This is a genomic window from cyanobacterium endosymbiont of Epithemia clementina EcSB (assembly GCF_029919255.1).
Classification (GTDB): domain Bacteria; phylum Cyanobacteriota; class Cyanobacteriia; order Cyanobacteriales; family Microcystaceae; genus Rippkaea.
Map to the genome: position 1 here is coordinate 1,964,084 of NZ_CP123991.1, position 17,373 is coordinate 1,981,456.

The following is a 17,373-nucleotide window of genomic DNA, read 5'->3' on the forward strand; positions in this document are numbered from 1 at the left end:
CTCTATTTTAACGAAATGTTTTGTGATTTAGATGACTTCTATCAAGAATTTGAACAGCATGGCAATGCTGTTTCTCAATTGATATATTTAGAGATTAAAATTTAATGGTATAGTATTTTACTTTTAAACAGCATTTGATTATAAACAACCAAAGTTAATTATTCGATTTTAAGTTTATTCTAGGCAATACAAATGACGGTAAACTTATTTCTAAGTTAGCAAAATATTTAATTGGTAAGTTATTTGGGGACCGAAAATACGTTACTCAATAACTCTTTAAAAGGCCCTATAAACAAGGACTTCAATGAATAACTCGGCATCGACAGAAAATAAAGTAAAAGTTGATAAAATTGATTGATAAAATCATACGTTGTAAACGTTCTTTGATTAAAAATATTTACGATAAATGTAAAAATCTCTCTCAGATTAAACATTCGAGATATAAAAATGTTTATTTTTTTTATCCCGAACCTGTTATTTAAACAATAAAAATATCAAGATAAGGTTTTATAATTAAAAATGGGCTTGTTGAAAGCTATAGTTGTTATATGAATAACATTTAATCAGGTTTTGCGTTTACATTCAATCATACCAGATTTGACATTTTAATTTAATTAATATCTATGGCATTAAATATCAACTCAGTTTAATAAATGAGGTTTTAAATTTAAAATATCTCACCATTACCTGTATTTTAAGCTAAATAGAAGAATTCAGTATTTATGGATACTCTATCAAAGTTTATTTAAAGAAATATTTTCTAAAACCTAAATAGTGGTGGATATATTTCGTGTCATGAAATAGCTCAATGAAGAGTTAGACTGCAAAAGAAAGTCTAAAAAAAGAGCAACAGAAAAACTAAAAACTAAAACAAAAGATAAAAACTAACCAAGATAAATCATAGTAAATATTCTCTACTAAAAAAAATTAACCGTAAGTGACAAAAATAAATATAATATAGAGGATGTTTAAAAAGTATCTTTTTCTTCAGAAAAATGCTTTAAATAAAAGAGAAAATAAGAAAGTTTTTGAAAATTAAGTAATGAGTAATGAGGGTTACAATAAATTACTATAATAGACAGAAACTGCTTATTATTTTTTTTAAAATAGTTATCAAATAGTAGATGTATTAATAAAATTAAAACTTATTTTTATGCTCGAACCTCCCAAGTAGTAGTAGTAGTAGTAGTAGTAGAGATAAATCAAAAAATTAAATTGATCATAAAGACAAGCGCATGGCTTAACTAACTTTGATAATGTTAGAAACAGAATCTTATGAAACTGATATTTTTCCCACCAACTTGTTCAGAATCAATCTAGGAGAGCTAAAATTACAAACCTATTAATTAATACCATTGCATTTGTATAGATATCTGGGTCCATGGAGAAAGTTGGTTAACTTGTCTGGGTATAAATAGCGGTAAAGTATTGCAAACGAGTCAAAATGGTCAAATTAGAATTGCTCTGATACAAAAATTTAGCCGTAGTTTTAGTTGAGCTCAACCACTTCTCCATTGATTAATTTTGATCAGAGCAAGTCTTTGATTCCACTGACATTAGCCAACTCTAGATCGGGACAAGTACGCTTAATTAAGCCCGTTAACACCTTTCCTGGACCAACCTCAATCCCTTGACTAATCTCTTCTTGACGCAATTGCAACATTATCTCTCGCCAACGAACAGAACTAGTCATCTGTTGAGTCAAATGAGCTTTTAAGACTGTTCCTGACTGAGTAGGAGTAGGATCAACATTAGAAAGTACCGGAATTTGAGCATCAGTAAATTCATAAGCAGTCAATAACGTCTCAAATTGTTGAGCCGCTGTTTTCATTAACGGAGAATGGAATGCTCCAGACACTTTAAGGGGAACGGCTCGTTTAGCTTTAACCTGAGAGAGAACCACCTTGACTGCTTCAGGGGTTCCCGAAATAACCACCTGTTGTTCACTATTATCGTTAGCTAATACGACATCAGGGTTAGCTGCGATCACCTGTTCTAATTGACTTCGATTAAACTTCATCAAGGCGGCCATTTTCCCCCCAGCGACTGTATCCATTAACTGGGCGCGATGTTGAACCAACTGTAATCCGGTAGCAAAATCGAATACTCCCGCCGCATACAAGGCCGAATATTCTCCTAAACTATGCCCTGCCACCAAATCTGGTGTTTGACCTTTCTCTCGAAGTAAATCGACTAAAATACTTTCAATTACATACAAACAAGGCTGAGTATAGAGAGTACGAGATAATTCTTCCTCATCTCCCTGACATTTTTCCACCACAGACCAACCCAAAATCTGCTGTGCTTGTTCAAATTTAGTTTTGCCGATGAGAGTATCTTGTAAATCTACTCCCATCCCAACGGTTTGCGATCCTTGTCCCGGAAATACCCACGCTATTTTCATTTGTTATTTTCAATAAATCTTCAAAAATTAATTAAAGGTAATTAAATTCCCCAGCGAAAAATTACTGCGCCCCAGGTTAAACCGGCCCCAAAACCAGAACTAACGATGACATCCCCCGTTTTAATTTTCCCGTCTCTGACAGCTTCATCAAGGGCAATGGGGATGGATGCGGCTGACGTGTTACCGCGTTCTTCTAGGTTAGCAATGACCTTTTCTAAGGGAATCTTGAGCCGTTGAGCCACCGCACACATGATACGCTGATTGGCTTGGTGTAGGATCAGCCAGTCAATGTCGTCACTGGAAATGCTAGCACGAAATAAGGCCCTTTCGATAACTTCTGGCACTTTAGCTACAGCAAAACGGTAAACTTCTCTTCCGTTCATGGTGATGGGATGGTAAGTCCCTTGACTGATAGTAACTTCATCTTTAAGGATTTTCTCTTGTCCTTCGTAAGAAAGATTAAGGGAATGATGTTGCTGACCATTACTATACATATCAAACCCTAACAAGCGATCTTCATGAAGGGTTGCTTGACAAACTACTGCGCCTGCTCCGTCACCGAAGAGAACACAGGTGTTACGATCTGACCAGTCTATCCAACGGGAAAGAACATCAGCTCCAATCACTACTACCCGTTGATAAACCCCAGTCCGAATAAATTGAGCGGCAGTGATTAAGGCAAAAACAAAGCCCGAACACGCCGCCGTCAAATCAAAAGCTACCGCATTAGAAGCTCCTAATAAGTGTTGTACTTTAGCCGCACTCCCGAATAAGTCATCAGGGGTAGAAGTCGCTAAGACAATTAAGTCAATATCTCTAGGAGTTAGACCAGCCATAGTAATTGCTCCTTGAGCTGCTTGAGCCGAGATATCGCTAAGGGATGTATCTGGCGAAGCTAAATGCCGACGGCCGATTCCAGTACGCGTCCGAATCCACTCATCGGAGGTATCAACAAGATGACTAAGGTCATCATTAGTGAGCACCTGGGTTGGTGTGAATGAACCACAGCCCGTAATTGCAATTTTAGCTCCTGATGCGTTCAACGATTTACTCCTTGGGTCTCCCTAAAATATTTGTGATTATCGGGGAGAATACTCCCCTAAAAGTCTTTTAGTGCCATTATCACGGTTGAATGTTTACTATAGCTGAGCTATCCACCATCTTATCGATACCAGTAGACTTATCAGCTTGAATACGCTCAATAACTCGGTGATCAATGGCTTCTTTTGCTAAGCGGATCGCATTAAAAATTGATGGAGCTTGGGAGCTACCATGACTAATAATACAAATCCCGGCGACCCCAAACAATAATGCACCCCCATGTTCAGCATGATCAATACGTTGTTTCAGCTTCTTCAGGTTTGGCTTAAGGATTTGACCGCCAATTTTTCCACGCCATCCTTGAGGTAATTCCTCGCGCATAATTTTTAGGAGGATTTCTCCAACAGCTTCTGCAAATTTGAGTAGAACGTTCCCAACAAAACCATCACAGACAATTACGTCAAACTGGCCCGAGAGGACATCTCTTCCTTCTGCATTACCAATAAAGGGGATTTTTTTGTTTTTTTCTAATAATTCATAAGTTCTTAAAGCTAAATCATTGCCCTTGCTAGATTCTTCGCCAATATTGAGTAAACCTACCTTGGGTTGGTCAACTCCCATTACATATTGGCTGTAAATAGTCCCCATTAGGGCAAATTGTTCCAAATATTTGGGACGACAATCCACATTAGCCCCTACATCTAAAATAATCACGGATTTACCCGCTAGTAGGGTGGGGAAGACAGCCCCAATTGCGGGACGATCAATGCCTTTGATGCGGCCTAAGCGGAGGGAAGCTGCCGCCATGGCAGCCCCTGAATGTCCCGCCGAAACCACCGCATCAGCACGGTTTTGTTTAACCAAATCCATGACTACGTTAATGGATGCTTTTGGTTTACGTCTAAGTCCCTTGAGTCCTTCGTCCATAGCGATAACCCCATCGGCTTCGACAATTTCGATATTAGGGGCATGAGCATGGTGTTTTAGGGAGTTTTGGATTTGTTGATGATCGCCAACCAACAAAACGGTCACATCTAGCTCTTCGGAAGCTCGGATCGCTCCAGCGACGATTTCACCAGGGGCGTGATCCCCTCCCATAGCGTCTACTGCAATTCTTGCGGGGGTTGCTGCCATTGAATCAAAGTGATAGAAACCTTCAAAATTTTAACAGAAGCCCTGAAAAATCCGAACAGAAAGAATTCGCAATTTCACAATAGGCTAAACAAATAATGATAAAAAAGTAAAGATCAAGAAAATTAACATTACCCAGATTATCGCATGACGTGAGGTGATTTCAGAATGCAAGAACTATTCGGTTTGGCCATTGCTAATTTGTTGATAAATGTTTTAGGGCTTAATCCAGAACCTTTGCAGCCAATGATGGTAGCTGCCTGGCAACAGGCAAAAATTTTTGATGTTCCCACCACTCCTGATCCTATAGTAGAAAAAATCGTGGCCGACTATCTCCAAAACATCACAGCCTTAGGTTTCTCTCTAGACAGACAAGGGGTTTGGATTCAATCAGATTGGGCTTATCTAGGACAGAATCAGTCTAATATTCCTTTGTCTGCTGCGTCCCTGACTAAAATTGCCACCTCTATTGCTGCCTTGGAAACTTGGGAAACCGATCATCGTTTTGAAACTCTAATTTATACGGTAGGTTCTCTCAAAAATGGAGTCTTAACAGGAGATTTGGTAATTCAAGGAGGCGGTGATCCCTTATTTGTTTGGGAAGAAGCGATCACGCTGGGTAATCACTTAAACAAATTGGGAATTCGTCAAGTAATAGGTAATTTAATCATTGTTAATAATTTTTCGATGAATTTTAAATCTGATCCCCAAACCTCAGGGGAACTGCTCAAAGTAGGCTTAGATAAATCTCGTTGGCGTAGAATTGTTGAACAACAGTATCAAAACTTCCTTCCCAATACTCCTCGTCCCCAAGTAGCGATCACGGGTAAGGTTCAAGTTCAATCTAATCTCCCAAAAGGTTCTCAATTACTAATCCGTCACCAGTCTTTAACTTTGGCTGAACTCCTTAAACAAATGAATCTCCATAGTAATAATGCCATGGCTGAGAGCTTAGCACAATCGCTGGGAGGGGCAAAGATAGTAGCTCAAAAAGCCGCCAGAGCGGCTCATGTTCCCCTCGAAGAAATTCAATTGATTAATGGATCAGGATTGGGACTCGAAAACCGCATCTCTCCTCAAGCATCTGTGGCTATGTTAATTGGTATTCAGAAGAAGTTGAAAGGAAATTCCATCAATGTCACAGACATTTTTCCAATGGCTGGACGAGACACCACTGGAACGGTAAAATGGCGCAATCTTCCATATGGGGTGGCAGTTAAAACGGGGACCTTAGCTCAAGTAAGTGCCTTAGCGGGGGTGATACCTACAAAAGAGCGAGGTCAAGTTTGGTTTTCTATCATTAATCATGGCTACAACATTGAGCGCTTTCGGGTTGAACAGGATCGATTATTACAGCGTTTAGCTGATCATTTGCAACTGACTAATGTTTCATCAACTCAGCAAACTAAACTCTATTTAGGTGATCCTCAACGCAATAAGTTAAAAGCCAAAAGTTAAATTCTTAAGCTCAATGACTTGTACATTTAGTAAAAATTAAACAAATAATTGGGTTAAGCTATTTAAGGAGATTTACTCGTGTAAAAGTATCCCCAAAAATTTGTCTTTTTTACTAGGAGATAAGAAAAATTTACTAGCTCTCCTAAATCGAGTGGGATAAGTTAGTAGAGAAAATACCAGTTTCACAAGACTCTCCTTCCCAAATCTTCAAAGTTAGTTCAGCCATAAGCTTTATTTTTAATTAATTTGATTTTCTGATTGATCTCTTCTACAACTTCTTTAGAGGTTTGATTGCCGAAATTAGCTACAATCTATCAATCTGCATGCTTATTACCTGACAACTCTTCTATAAACTTCTAGAATGGACGAAAACTGTATATTATAGAAGTTTATAGGAAGCCTCATTACTCATTATTTTACTTTCGAAAATTTCTCTTATTTCGTCTTTTACTTGATACATCTTTCCTAAGTATTGGGGATACTTTTTTAACCTCTTATCTTTCTTCTCGTCACTCAGGCTCTACTTTTTCTTGAGTAAAAGATGTTCATTCTTCAGCTCTTTTAATACATGGAATCTTTTTCTATTTAGAATCTAGAAACAATTGAACTAGTTTTAGTCATTTAACTTTTTTATACCCGTATTTGTGTTTAGTTTTAGCAACCTCATTTAAAATGAAGTTTAGCTTTAACTTTAGTAACTATTTATCTAAATAAATAATAGAAAATAATTGAAAAGAATTAAAATTTTATTTTTTATACTTAATTTATTTAAAAAATATAAATAAACTGGAATAATAAGTAATACATATTGACTAATATTTAGTAGAAAATTTACGATTCATTTCAAAAGTATTGAGTATTAAAAATATGGCAATTTTATTTTACATAAAAAACACAATCTTTTGTTCGACACTAATAATAGTACTAGTAATTTTTTAATTTTTTCTGTAAAGGTTGATTTGACAGGGCAACTATCCTGATTAATTAGGTCGAACTTATAATATAAAATTTATAAGTAAAATGTAAAATAAATAAATTTAAAAGTTAAGAATTGACGATTTTTTAAGAAATGTAAGTTTTTCTTTAAATTAAATCTAATTTAAAGAAAAACTTACACTATTCCTAGATAAAAATAGGTAATATTTTCTTCAATTCAACACCTAATTATTCTACTGTTCTGGCTATAACAAATAAGTTTTTTGATATTAATTAACTAATTTAAATAGTTTTGCTCTCCAGTCAAAGTTCTTCTCTAAATTTGACGACTGTTAATCTTGACACAGAAAGTTTTCTCTGCCCAAGACAAATCTTTAATAGTTTTTCTATTCTTGTAATAAAGTTTCCTAGTAGTTAAACCACAATAAATATAACCCTCTATTTGGTCTATTTTTCCGATAAAACAAACCATTTTTATCTCATCGTAAAAAAAAGATTAATAATTGGTAATAGCTAGTCCTTCTAAAAGTTTTATTTCATTAATAAAACTGAGCTATATATTTGATGCTATAGGGATCAATTAAGTTAAAACGTTTAACTTAAAATAATCCAATTCAAACATAAAACTGACTAAAGTAGTATCTATGTAAGAATAATTGCTTTTCATAAACTTATTATTGATAATAAAATTTTGTCTTTATATTTTGAGCCTTACACTATAGATAAAATAGACACCCATGAGCATAAAATATCACAAAACTTTTAATTAACAATTAATTCAATTAACTACCCAATATTACTTTATTACTACTCCTACATAAGTAGATTTTTCTCTAAAATTTCTCTTCAAAGTTATCCAAAAAAAATAATTTTTAAAAAAATATCATTAGCGTAGGGATGATATTTTAAGTATTTAAATCTTAACGATTTAACTGTAGCATTATCTAGGATAGGGTTTGAATTTTTTGATAAAGGTAATAGTTTTGTCCGCCGAATTTTAGGACTATTTCCTCATAAGTTATTTAGATGATTAGCACATCTCGGATTATAACAACCATGCCTTTCTACTGATAGGTACATCAGAATAATTCTACCTTTTAACAATTCAATAAGTCGATCACTCATCAAAACATCCTGTATTAATCGCCTGGTGATGATGATCAATTGTCCATTAATATTTAATTTGAGTCATAACAATTTGGACCGAAAAATCGAGTAAATATCCCCAATCATGAGAACTCCATCGCTGTCTTGAGAGTATTTTTGGATTAAAGAGATTCTTAATCAGTAAATTTAGGGTAACTATGTCATATTTCAAAGAAAAAATCAGGCACACGACTAGAAGAGAGTAATTTTCTTTAGTATCTCGAACTCCAGAAACGAGATAGACAGTCGGGTGCCCTTAACATATTATTCGTCGTCGTCTTCGTCTTGGGGATAGACAAAGGTAGAACGTCCAGAAAGGACAGATTTGCCTAAAGATAAAGCTTTTTGGGCTTCTTTAGCTGCTTGTTTCTTCCAATGTGCTTTGCGTTGATCGCGCTTGAGATTAGAGGTTTTCTTTTTTGGGACTGCCATAGTTCGTGATTATTGAAAAATTAAACAACTTTTTTATTCTAATCGGTCTGGTCTAAATTTGTCTGGTCAACGGAAGTTGAGTGATGTAAGTTTTGGTGTTGAGTGAAGTTGTAGGGGTCTTAAGAAATTTTTGAGAAATGGACGTGAGTATCGATCATTATCAGCATTGGCTACCGTTACAAGGTTGTAAAGCCAGTGCTGAAACTCTTTATCGCATTAATATCTTAATGCGGAGATCCCCGATGATCAACTAGTCTCATTAATAGATACTTCCCCTAAACTAGGACAGCATTTCGTCCATGGTAACATAGAGAAACCTAATCAATAGTTAGAAAATTGACCGTCCCAACTCAAGCTTGATTGTTTTTTTTAGGGTTATGGAATTAGTTATCATGGAAAGGATTATCTCATTTCCATCAACGGCTATCCTGAAAAAATCTTGGAGATGTAATCACTATTTGAACAATGAATTGCAACTTAAAACCCAACGACTACTGATTATTGTTATATCGTATTTAAGCTAACGAAGATTGAGGACTTTAAAAAAGGGTGATCGCATTAGTAAAACAGAAAGGAGTTGCCTTGGTGATGGATTCCAAAGTCCGGGTTTGAAGACTTATGCCCTATTAGAAGCTCTGTATTACTATGGCAGCTGTCTCGCTTTAACTAATTTAGACATTTATTTTCAAGAATGTTTCTCCTCTATGGGAAATACCCACACCTTTTCTGGGCTCTCTAGAGAGACTTCTATTGTTGTTAGTTCCAGTTTAGCCGTCAACCGTTTATCTCTATTGCTTCAACCATCGATCAACCCTACATCATTCACCGTAGCCTCGGAGTCAGTTAAAAGATCTGTAAAAAGAAAAGTGTGTCCGGCTTCACTTTATCCATCCTACCTACATCCTCCTCTTCCTATGTTTTTTCTTCCACATTCTAATCCACCTAGAAAAAACTAAATCGGAGATATAAACAATCGGTTTTCTTGACGTGATTAACGTTTTTTCTGCTATGATCTTCTAAATTTTAGAAAGTTTAACTTTCCTCTAACTCTATCTAGAAAAAGTTATTCAAGGACATAGTTTACCTTTAAAACCATTTCTGAAAATTGTCACATTCCAAATCATACTAGAATTTTAGTTGGCGTTAATCGAGTATTATAGTTTAATAAATCTATTGAACTTGCTCGTCAAATTAAGCCTAATATTCTCGTTGATCGAGAAGATCAACGAGAATATTGCCCAATTACATAGTGGCAAAAGTCAACTCAGTAAGCTGTCAACAAGGGAAGGACTGTTAAATTGATTCTAAACTTAGTGTGAAGATAAGGATCTCTAGATATATTTTATCCATGTGTTGATTGTTGTGCATGTTTCGGTACAAATTGTGTCAATAATTGTTCTTAAATCTAATATTTTTATGATCAATTCGTCCATTTATTCTCTAGTTCTGTTGGCTTAGTCTGAACTAAGATCATAATCATAGTTATAATAATTGATTGTGATAGTAGAAACGTAAAAAACTAGCTATGAGTTTGCTAGAGAAATGAGGTATTTCAACACAAGTAATCAACTTTCTTAAAGAAGTAAAGTGGATGAAATTGTTTATACTCTTTTTTTCTTGCTAAACACTAGTTGAGTAGATAGACTGAAATAAGTGTAGAATAGAAAAGTAGTTTAAAAAGAGCAATCGCTAGATCTCAGCCTGTCTAAAAATTCAGCTGATAGAATTGAAAGAGCAAAACTATAAAAGTTGACTCGCAATCTAAAAATTACATCCAGAACTGAAATTAAAGTATAAATGTTATGCTTATATTCAAGAATATGAAAAGTTGAAGAAATTGCCGATTGGGTAGGACTATTACAAAATATAATGAGAGAAACAGTTTATAGGATAAATTCTTCTCTTTCTTGAAAAATTCAGGGATTATCCAGTAAGGGGAAAAAACTTGCAAGAAAGAAGATATGAAATATTTTTCAAGGGCTTTTAGAAAAAGATCAAATAACTTTAGCTATTATAGCTATAATAGCTAAAGTTATTTTTGATAATGACTCCGCGCAGATAAGTAGTCTAGTTAAAGCAAAACTGAAAACAATTGGGATAAAAAGGATTATATCTATATTTTAGACAACTTATAGGTCAGAACTGAATCTAATAAAAGAGTAGTAGTTTTGAATAAAAAGTCCATGAAATTTTCGGAAGGATGTTTAAAATGACATCAATTTAAAAATTATAAATCTAACTTCAATTCCTTAAATTATAGAGGGATATAAGATTATATCGTTTATTTAAAACTACCGACTGATATACTAACGAATGATGAAATTTACAATATCTTTTCTTATCTTTGCCGAAAAAATTCAGAAAAATTGCAAGTTATTAATGATTATTAAAACAGTTGAATCTGTCCGGTTAAGCTAGATTCTGTTTGTGGATTTTAGGGATACAGGGCTAGTAAAAACAAGTAGAATGGAAGATTAATGAGACAGATAAAGGTTATCCTAAATAATCTTCCATTGATGCCTATCATTGTTCTTCGCATTTCAACTAATTTCGTCGAATTTGAATACAACACCATTCTTGTCGTTTGTAAAGAGCAGTTACAACCCAGCCATACTGTCCGAGAATATCAGCGATCACCTGAGACTGATCAAGTAAAATGCCACCGAGAATGCCCCAAGCGTTAGGTTTAGCTAAAGCCGTCAGTTGAGGAATAAGCTCAACAATAACTTCGGCTAGGATATTGCATAAAATACCGTCTACGCCTTCGGGAACTAAGTTTAAAATTTCTTGAACACTACCTTGGTTAATCACTAAAATAGACGGATGAATTTGATTGAGATGGCGGTTATTACGGGCAGCATTTATTGCCAAGGGGTCGATATCCACAGCATAAAGTTTAGCTGCTCCTAGCAAAATCGCCCCAATTGAGAGAATACCAGATCCAGAGCCAATATCAGCAATAATGGTTTCCCTGCTTGAGTCTGACAAACGCATTTCTAAAGATTCTAGACATAATTGCGTGGTGGCATGGGTTCCTGTGCCAAAAGCTGCTCCTGGATCAAGGCGCAGAATGAAGCGATCACTTTCTTGGGGTGGGGTCAACCAAGCCGGATAAATCAGAAAGTGATCACCTACCTTTGTCGGTTGCCAATATTCCTTCCAGCTACTAGCCCAGTCTTCTTCATCAATCAACTTCCAACTGGTTAATGGTGGAGGAAATCCTGAAAGCAAAGCATCCTGTTGTAGCAATAGGGATATAGCGGCTAAATCAGGGGAAACTTCCGGTATTTTAGGAATATAAGCGTAAATTAAATAAGATTTTTCCCTAATCTCCCTAGCAGTGCCCGAACAGCCAAATTGATCCAACCTCCAAAAAATAGACTCCTCTAAATGGGGGTGACAAAGGATGCTAATTTCCCACCAGCTCATTGACATTAAAGATTTAAGTTAGTGACCGAAAAATAGTAAATTATCGATATGACTATATCTTAAGTGTTACTAGAGGATTTTGGATCAAAACGGAAATCTTCTATGGAGAGTGTCGACACTATAATTTAACTGTGTATGCATCTCGAATGCCGGCTACTTTAGTAATTTCTGTCAGTAGTCCATCAGGAAGGGGATCATCAAGACTCAAAGCCATTACCGCATCCCCGCGAACGATTTTTCGTCCTACTTGCATACTGGCAATATTCACATTAAAACTACCAAGCAGAGAACCAATTTTACCGATAATCCCTGGCATATCGCGGTGTACAGTGAATAACATATAGTTACTGGGGGGAACGTTAATTGGGAACCCATCCACATCGGTAATGCGAATTTCTCCGTCACTGAGTAATGCCCCTGTTACGGAATGTTCTCCCATCGATCCTTGGGCTGCTAGATGGAGAGAATCAGAATAGTCCCGAATTGTTGCATCACGGGTTTCAATAATTCTGATTCCTCGTTCTTTTGCTTCGATAGCCGCATTAACATAATTAACCCGTTCGCGTAGAGCTCTGGATAGCAACCCTTTTATAGAAGCAACGACGAGGGGCTGACTTTTATTAGTTGCCAATTCTCCTTGAAGCCTTACCGTTAACCGTTCAATGCGTCCTCCTGCCAATTGTCCGACTAAATTTCCCAAGGTTTCGGCCAGTTGTAAGTAGGGGCGCAATTTTTCCATGACATCAGGAGTAAGTCCAGGGATATTAACGGCTGAACGGGCAGGTAGTCCCAACAACACATCTCGAATTTGCTCAGCCACATCAATGGCTACATTCACCTGTGCTTCGGCGGTAGAAGCTCCTAAATGAGGAGTCAAAATCACATTATCCAACTCTCGTAGTTTAGATTCTCCGAGGGGTTCTTCTTCAAAGACGTCTAGGGCAGCTCCGGCAATTTTTTTATTGGCAATCGCCTCAGCCAAGGCAGGCTCATCAATAATTCCCCCGCGGGCACAATTAATCAAGCGAGCCGTGGATTTCATTTTATTTAATGCTTCTGTGGAGATTAGATGGGCAGTTTCTGGAGTTTTAGGGATATGGAGAGTAATATAATCGGATTCAGCAAAAAGTAAATCTAGATCTACCAGAGTACAACCCAATTGATCAGCACGTTCTTTAGAAATAAAAGGATCAAATGCCAATAATTTCATGCCCATGGATTTCGCTACATTAACCACATGGGAACCAATTTTTCCTAACCCTATAACCCCTAAGGTTTTTTTGTAAACTTCAGCCCCAATAAACTTTTTTCGATCCCATTTCTTAGCTTTAACCGACCGATTCGCTTCGGGAATGTGTCGAGATAGGGATAACATCATGGCTAAGGCGTGTTCAGCGGCCGCGATAGTATTCCCTTCTGGGGAGTTAACCACCACAATGCCTTGACGAGTAGCTGCCTTAACATCGATATTATCAACGCCAACCCCGGCGCGTCCGATGATTTTGAGTTGTGTTCCTGCTTCAATAATGGCTTGGGTGACTTGGGTTCCTGAACGAAGCATTAAGGCATTATATTCGGGAATAATTCTGACCAATTCTTCTGGAGGAAGTCCGGTTTTGATATCTACTTGCGCCACTTGAGACAAGATATCGATTCCAGCCTTGTCAATGGTATCGGATACAAGAACTTTTGCCATGGTTACTCTATACTAGATCGCAGTTATTGGTGATGCTTGTTTAGTCTTTTGTTGAAGTAGCTTATCGCTACCATGACCTCGACTCTAAAACCTTTTGAGGACAAGGTTTCACGAATTAAGGTTCATTTTGTGAAAATTCAGTTACCTTAAGGTGACTTCCTTCCCTAACTTTATTTTCATTATTTCACCTCATTTACCATACCTCATTAACTGATTTACTCACTTAATCTTTAATACAAAATTCACCGAATAACACACGCAACGCAAAGTTCCCATCTTGATAAATTTAGAGATGTAGCGCAACTTGACTAATTTATTCGCTATCTTGAGCAACTTATGCTGTGTCCTTCAATGGTTACCGGTCGACTGCGATTTCTTTGAGGCTCTATGTTTTTATTTGTCTTCTAGTTGATTTTATGCTAGTTACAAGGTAATTTACTTCATTACATCCAAAAATTCTATTCATACATCTCTTCAGTCACTTTAAATACTAAATTTTTAACCTGCTCTGAGGAAACTTCAAGTTATTGCTTTTAACGCTGAGTTCTTAATGCTTAATTATTGATTCTTCAAATCGTTGTTTAGTCTTCAAATTAAGTTTGATATCTTTTTCAAATTTTCTACTTCTTTATCTCTTGTATTTATTTCTTGATTTATTTCTAAAAGTTTTTAGAACTTTTTTATAACATTTAATAGTGTTATTTATGTTTGTCAAATTATCCTAAAGTTTTTTGTTTTTTGTAAAAAAGACTCTTCTGTCCTATCTTTAAAAAGTGACAAATCTAAGCTAAGTTATAAACATCATGAAACCATAAGGTAGACACTAGAAATAAACAGTAGAAAATAAAGGAGATTGCAGAATTAAGAGATAGCTATCGAACGAGTATTTACATTCTCTATATCCATTTTGTACGTATACGTTTTTATAAGTCTTCGTCTCTTTGAGCAATTTCTGCTAAGCTTTGCTGATTATATAATCCCTGTAAAGTCTGGTGTTTGTCTCGACGGGAACGAAGGCGATATTTTTTACTTTCTAACTTAGGTTCGTAATATTCCTGTCCCGAAGTTTTAATTTTTAACTTCAAATTCGATTCTTGCTCTCCTATTTTTTTCCTAGTTTCTTTTCTGTTAATGGTTTCTTCCAGAAAGGTTGAATAATGTTCGTATCGTTCCCAATCATCATTAATGATGCAATCAGGTTCTCCCCGATGCAAACAGTCGTTAAATTGACAATGGCCCGTCTTAAGTTGTCGCTTTGCTTCAGGAAAATATAAAACTAATTCCTGAGGACCACAGTCAAGATCAGGTTGATTAAAGCCAGGCGTATCTGCTAAAAATCCTCCCCCTGGAAGTTCAAATAATTCGACATGACGGGTGGTATGACGACCTTTTTGGAGTTTTCCTGAAACTTTGGCTACCCTTTGGTAAACTTCTGGAACTAAAGTGTTAATTAAACTAGATTTACCGACCCCTGAAGGTCCTGCTAGGATAGTTATTTTGCCTTGTAGACGAGTGTTTAAGTCCTCTAAACCCTGATGATTTATCACACTAACAAAAGAAGGGTCATAGCCCCATTGTTCAATACGTTTTTGCCATTTTTTCCGTTGATCTTCAACGATTAAATCTAACTTGTTTAAACACAAACATAAGGATAAAGATGTTGACTCGGCTTTCACTAAAAACCGACTTAATTGCCAGGGATCGAGGGGAGGATTTTCTAAAGAAAACACTACGAGTATTTGGTCAGCATTGGCTACAGGTGGTCTGGAGAGTTCTGTTTTACGAGGAAGAACTTGAGCGATCACTCCCTGTCCATCTTGATAGTCAGGTTCTTCGATGACCACACGATCGCCTACCATCACCTTTTGACCAATTTTCTTTAAACGAGTGCGTCGAGTACATAATAAGGAGAAAGATGGTTCATAATTAACTGCTTCAGAAGGTTGATCCAAGCGAACCTGATAGAAATTTGCTTGCACGGCAATTATTGTCCCCAAAGGTCGAGACAGGGTCGAATGGGGAGTAACATCACAATAGATAAAATCACTCACAAAATAATAGACTATAGATAATGACTCACTCTAGAGACGATAGACTTTCAAGGAAAAAAAGTCCTGACGAGCTTCAATAGTTTTAACATGATAGCCCTCTATGGTCAGACTATCAGGGACTTGTTCAATGGGTTCCCCTGGATCAAGCCATACTTCTAGTAATAAACCAGGGGACATCTGTTGTAATTTTAGTTTAGTGCGAACAAAGTTGATGGGACATGGAGTTCCTCGTAAATCTAGTAAAGGAATCTCGGTAGTTGTTTGATTCATTTTTAGAATACCCTCGTTGGCCGTTCACTCGTCTCTAATTGATTTAAAAAAATTATGACTCCTAATTCCCAACTCTTAACACCGAACCCAGGTTAATGAGTTTATTTATGAAATAAACTACCTAAAAAGCCTTCTAAACCACCCTTACCATGATTTTTACCTTTAATGTGTGCTAGTTGCTCGAGAAGTTCTCGTTCTTCGGTATTGATGCGAGTAGGAATTGAGATTTTTACAGTAATCAGATGATCCCCTCGAATGGAAGAGTTACCTAATTTAGGAACCCCTCGATCTTCAAGCATTAGTTCTGTGTTAGGTTGAATCCCGGCAGGAATTTTCAATTCCTGAAGACCGTCAACGGTATTTATCTTGAGGGTACAACCTAGAATCGCTTGTAGATAACTGATAGTAATTTCTGAGTGGATATTCATTCCTTCACGGGTGAACTCCTTGTCAGCTTCTACAAATAGGTAGACATAGAGATCACCTGGGGTTCCTCCTCGCATTCCTGCATCCCCTTCTTTGGACACCCGTAGACGGGTTCCATTATCAACACCAGCAGGGATTGTAATTTTGAGTTTTTTTGTTTCTTGTTTGCGGCCACTGCCCCCGCAAGCTTCACATTTTTCTTCAATAACTTCTCCGGACCCGTTACAAGTCGGACAGGCGGAGACTTGAGCAAAACTTCCAAAGGGGGTACGGGTTGCCCGTCGGACCTGCCCCTCTCCGTCACAAGTGGAACAGGTGCTAGATCCAGTTCCTGGTTTAGCTCCACTACCATTACAAACTTGACAGTTTTCTAGATGGGGAATGCGGATTTCTTTTTCGCCGCCAAATACTGCCTCACTAAAACCGAGTTTTAAATCAAGTCGGAGATCATCTCCTCTGCTAGGACCACGACCACGACGAGTTGTTCCGGTTCCTACTCCACCACCAAAACCACTAAAGATAGTTTCAAAAATATCAGCGAAGCCCCCCATATCACCATAGTCAAATCCGGCGGCTCCAGCACCACTAACTCCGGCTTCCCCAAATTGGTCGTATCTGGCACGGGTATCCTGTTCTGATAGGACTTCGTAAGCGCGGTTAATCTCTTTGAAACGTTCTTCTGCCACCGATTCTTTATTGATGTCGGGATGGTATTGGCGCGCTAGACGGCGATAGGCACGTTTAATTTCTTCTTTCTTGGCATTACGGGGGACACCAAGGATTTCGTAGTAGTCACCTGACATAGGGCATTGATCGCAATTATTGGGCTATTGGGTTTAGAGATAGGCTCGATTTTTACTTTAGCAAACTATCGCCAAGAAAACATCATCAGGTTTTGGTCTTCAGGTTTTAAGGGTCTGTAGGTTGAAGATTAAGAGTTTTGTTTTTCGACT

The 17,373-nt window shown here is 36.9% G+C and carries 12 protein-coding genes; 3 read left to right on the plus strand and 9 right to left on the minus strand.

Annotated features, from left to right (window positions below):
- The first annotated feature begins 350 nt into the window (after positions 1 to 350).
- Positions 351 to 482, plus strand: coding sequence for a transposase (locus P3F56_RS10520; RefSeq protein WP_405054743.1), 132 nt, complete (start codon positions 351 to 353; stop codon positions 480 to 482).
- A gap of 1,046 nt (positions 483 to 1,528) precedes the next feature.
- On the opposite strand, the gene fabD is transcribed toward P3F56_RS10520, so the two are convergent.
- The 3 genes from fabD to plsX form a co-directional block, all read right to left on the minus strand.
- Positions 1,529 to 2,404 (minus strand): ACP S-malonyltransferase, encoded by an 876-nt coding sequence (gene fabD / locus P3F56_RS06470; protein WP_281152095.1) that lies wholly within the window; start codon positions 2,402 to 2,404, stop codon positions 1,529 to 1,531.
- Between the two features lie 41 nt (positions 2,405 to 2,445).
- Positions 2,446 to 3,447 carry a beta-ketoacyl-ACP synthase III gene (locus P3F56_RS06475; protein ID WP_281152096.1) on the minus strand — a complete coding sequence of 334 codons (1,002 nt, stop codon included), beginning with the start codon at positions 3,445 to 3,447 and terminating at the stop codon, positions 2,446 to 2,448.
- Between the two features lie 79 nt (positions 3,448 to 3,526).
- The gene (gene plsX / locus P3F56_RS06480) at positions 3,527 to 4,579 is read right to left on the minus strand and encodes a phosphate acyltransferase PlsX (protein ID WP_281152097.1); all 1,053 of its coding nucleotides are present in this window, start codon (positions 4,577 to 4,579) and stop codon (positions 3,527 to 3,529) included.
- Between the two features lie 165 nt (positions 4,580 to 4,744).
- Between plsX and P3F56_RS06485 the strand changes: the two genes are divergently transcribed.
- Complete coding sequence (locus P3F56_RS06485) at positions 4,745 to 6,034, plus strand: D-alanyl-D-alanine carboxypeptidase (RefSeq protein WP_281152098.1); 1,290 nt, start codon at positions 4,745 to 4,747, stop codon at positions 6,032 to 6,034.
- Positions 6,035 to 8,380: 2,346 nt separating this feature from the next.
- Here P3F56_RS06485 and rpmF read toward each other — a convergent pair.
- Positions 8,381 to 8,548 carry a 50S ribosomal protein L32 gene (rpmF, locus tag P3F56_RS06490; RefSeq protein ID WP_281152099.1) on the minus strand — a complete coding sequence of 56 codons (168 nt, stop codon included), beginning with the start codon at positions 8,546 to 8,548 and terminating at the stop codon, positions 8,381 to 8,383.
- A gap of 530 nt (positions 8,549 to 9,078) precedes the next feature.
- Between rpmF and P3F56_RS06495 the strand changes: the two genes are divergently transcribed.
- Positions 9,079 to 9,504, plus strand: a complete 426-nt coding sequence (locus P3F56_RS06495) for a hypothetical protein (protein ID WP_281152100.1) — start codon at positions 9,079 to 9,081, stop codon at positions 9,502 to 9,504.
- Between the two features lie 1,588 nt (positions 9,505 to 11,092).
- Here P3F56_RS06495 and prmA read toward each other — a convergent pair.
- The 5 genes from prmA to dnaJ all read right to left on the minus strand — a co-directional run bounded on the left by prmA (position 11,093) and on the right by dnaJ (position 17,223).
- Positions 11,093 to 11,983: a 50S ribosomal protein L11 methyltransferase gene (gene prmA / locus P3F56_RS06500; RefSeq protein WP_281152101.1), complete on the minus strand. Its 891-nt coding sequence runs from the start codon at positions 11,981 to 11,983 to the stop codon at positions 11,093 to 11,095.
- A gap of 112 nt (positions 11,984 to 12,095) precedes the next feature.
- The gene (gene serA / locus P3F56_RS06505; protein WP_281152102.1) at positions 12,096 to 13,673 is read right to left on the minus strand and encodes a phosphoglycerate dehydrogenase; all 1,578 of its coding nucleotides are present in this window, start codon (positions 13,671 to 13,673) and stop codon (positions 12,096 to 12,098) included.
- Between the two features lie 923 nt (positions 13,674 to 14,596).
- Positions 14,597 to 15,724, minus strand: coding sequence for a small ribosomal subunit biogenesis GTPase RsgA (gene rsgA, locus P3F56_RS06510; RefSeq protein WP_281152103.1), 1,128 nt, complete (start codon positions 15,722 to 15,724; stop codon positions 14,597 to 14,599).
- A gap of 30 nt (positions 15,725 to 15,754) precedes the next feature.
- Positions 15,755 to 15,994 (minus strand): sulfurtransferase TusA family protein, encoded by a 240-nt coding sequence (locus tag P3F56_RS06515; protein ID WP_281152104.1) that lies wholly within the window; start codon positions 15,992 to 15,994, stop codon positions 15,755 to 15,757.
- Positions 15,995 to 16,095: 101 nt separating this feature from the next.
- Entirely contained in the window at positions 16,096 to 17,223 is a 1,128-nt protein-coding gene (dnaJ, locus tag P3F56_RS06520; protein WP_281152105.1) for a molecular chaperone DnaJ, read from the minus strand.
- Positions 17,224 to 17,373 lie beyond the last annotated feature (150 nt).

What these genes read in the sequence shown, in the direction of transcription:
- P3F56_RS06515 (WP_281152104.1), bottom strand. Translation starts at nt 15,994, where the DNA reads ATGAATCAAACAACTACCGAGATTCCTTTACTAGATTTACGAGGAACT.
- P3F56_RS06485 (WP_281152098.1), top strand. Translation starts at nt 4,745, where the DNA reads ATGCAAGAACTATTCGGTTTGGCCATTGCTAATTTGTTGATAAATGTT.
- plsX (WP_281152097.1), bottom strand. Translation starts at nt 4,579, where the DNA reads ATGGCAGCAACCCCCGCAAGAATTGCAGTAGACGCTATGGGAGGGGAT.
- dnaJ (WP_281152105.1), bottom strand. Translation starts at nt 17,223, where the DNA reads ATGTCAGGTGACTACTACGAAATCCTTGGTGTCCCCCGTAATGCCAAG.
- rpmF (WP_281152099.1), bottom strand. Translation starts at nt 8,548, where the DNA reads ATGGCAGTCCCAAAAAAGAAAACCTCTAATCTCAAGCGCGATCAACGC.
- serA (WP_281152102.1), bottom strand. Translation starts at nt 13,673, where the DNA reads ATGGCAAAAGTTCTTGTATCCGATACCATTGACAAGGCTGGAATCGAT.
- prmA (WP_281152101.1), bottom strand. Translation starts at nt 11,983, where the DNA reads ATGTCAATGAGCTGGTGGGAAATTAGCATCCTTTGTCACCCCCATTTA.
- fabD (WP_281152095.1), bottom strand. Translation starts at nt 2,404, where the DNA reads ATGAAAATAGCGTGGGTATTTCCGGGACAAGGATCGCAAACCGTTGGG.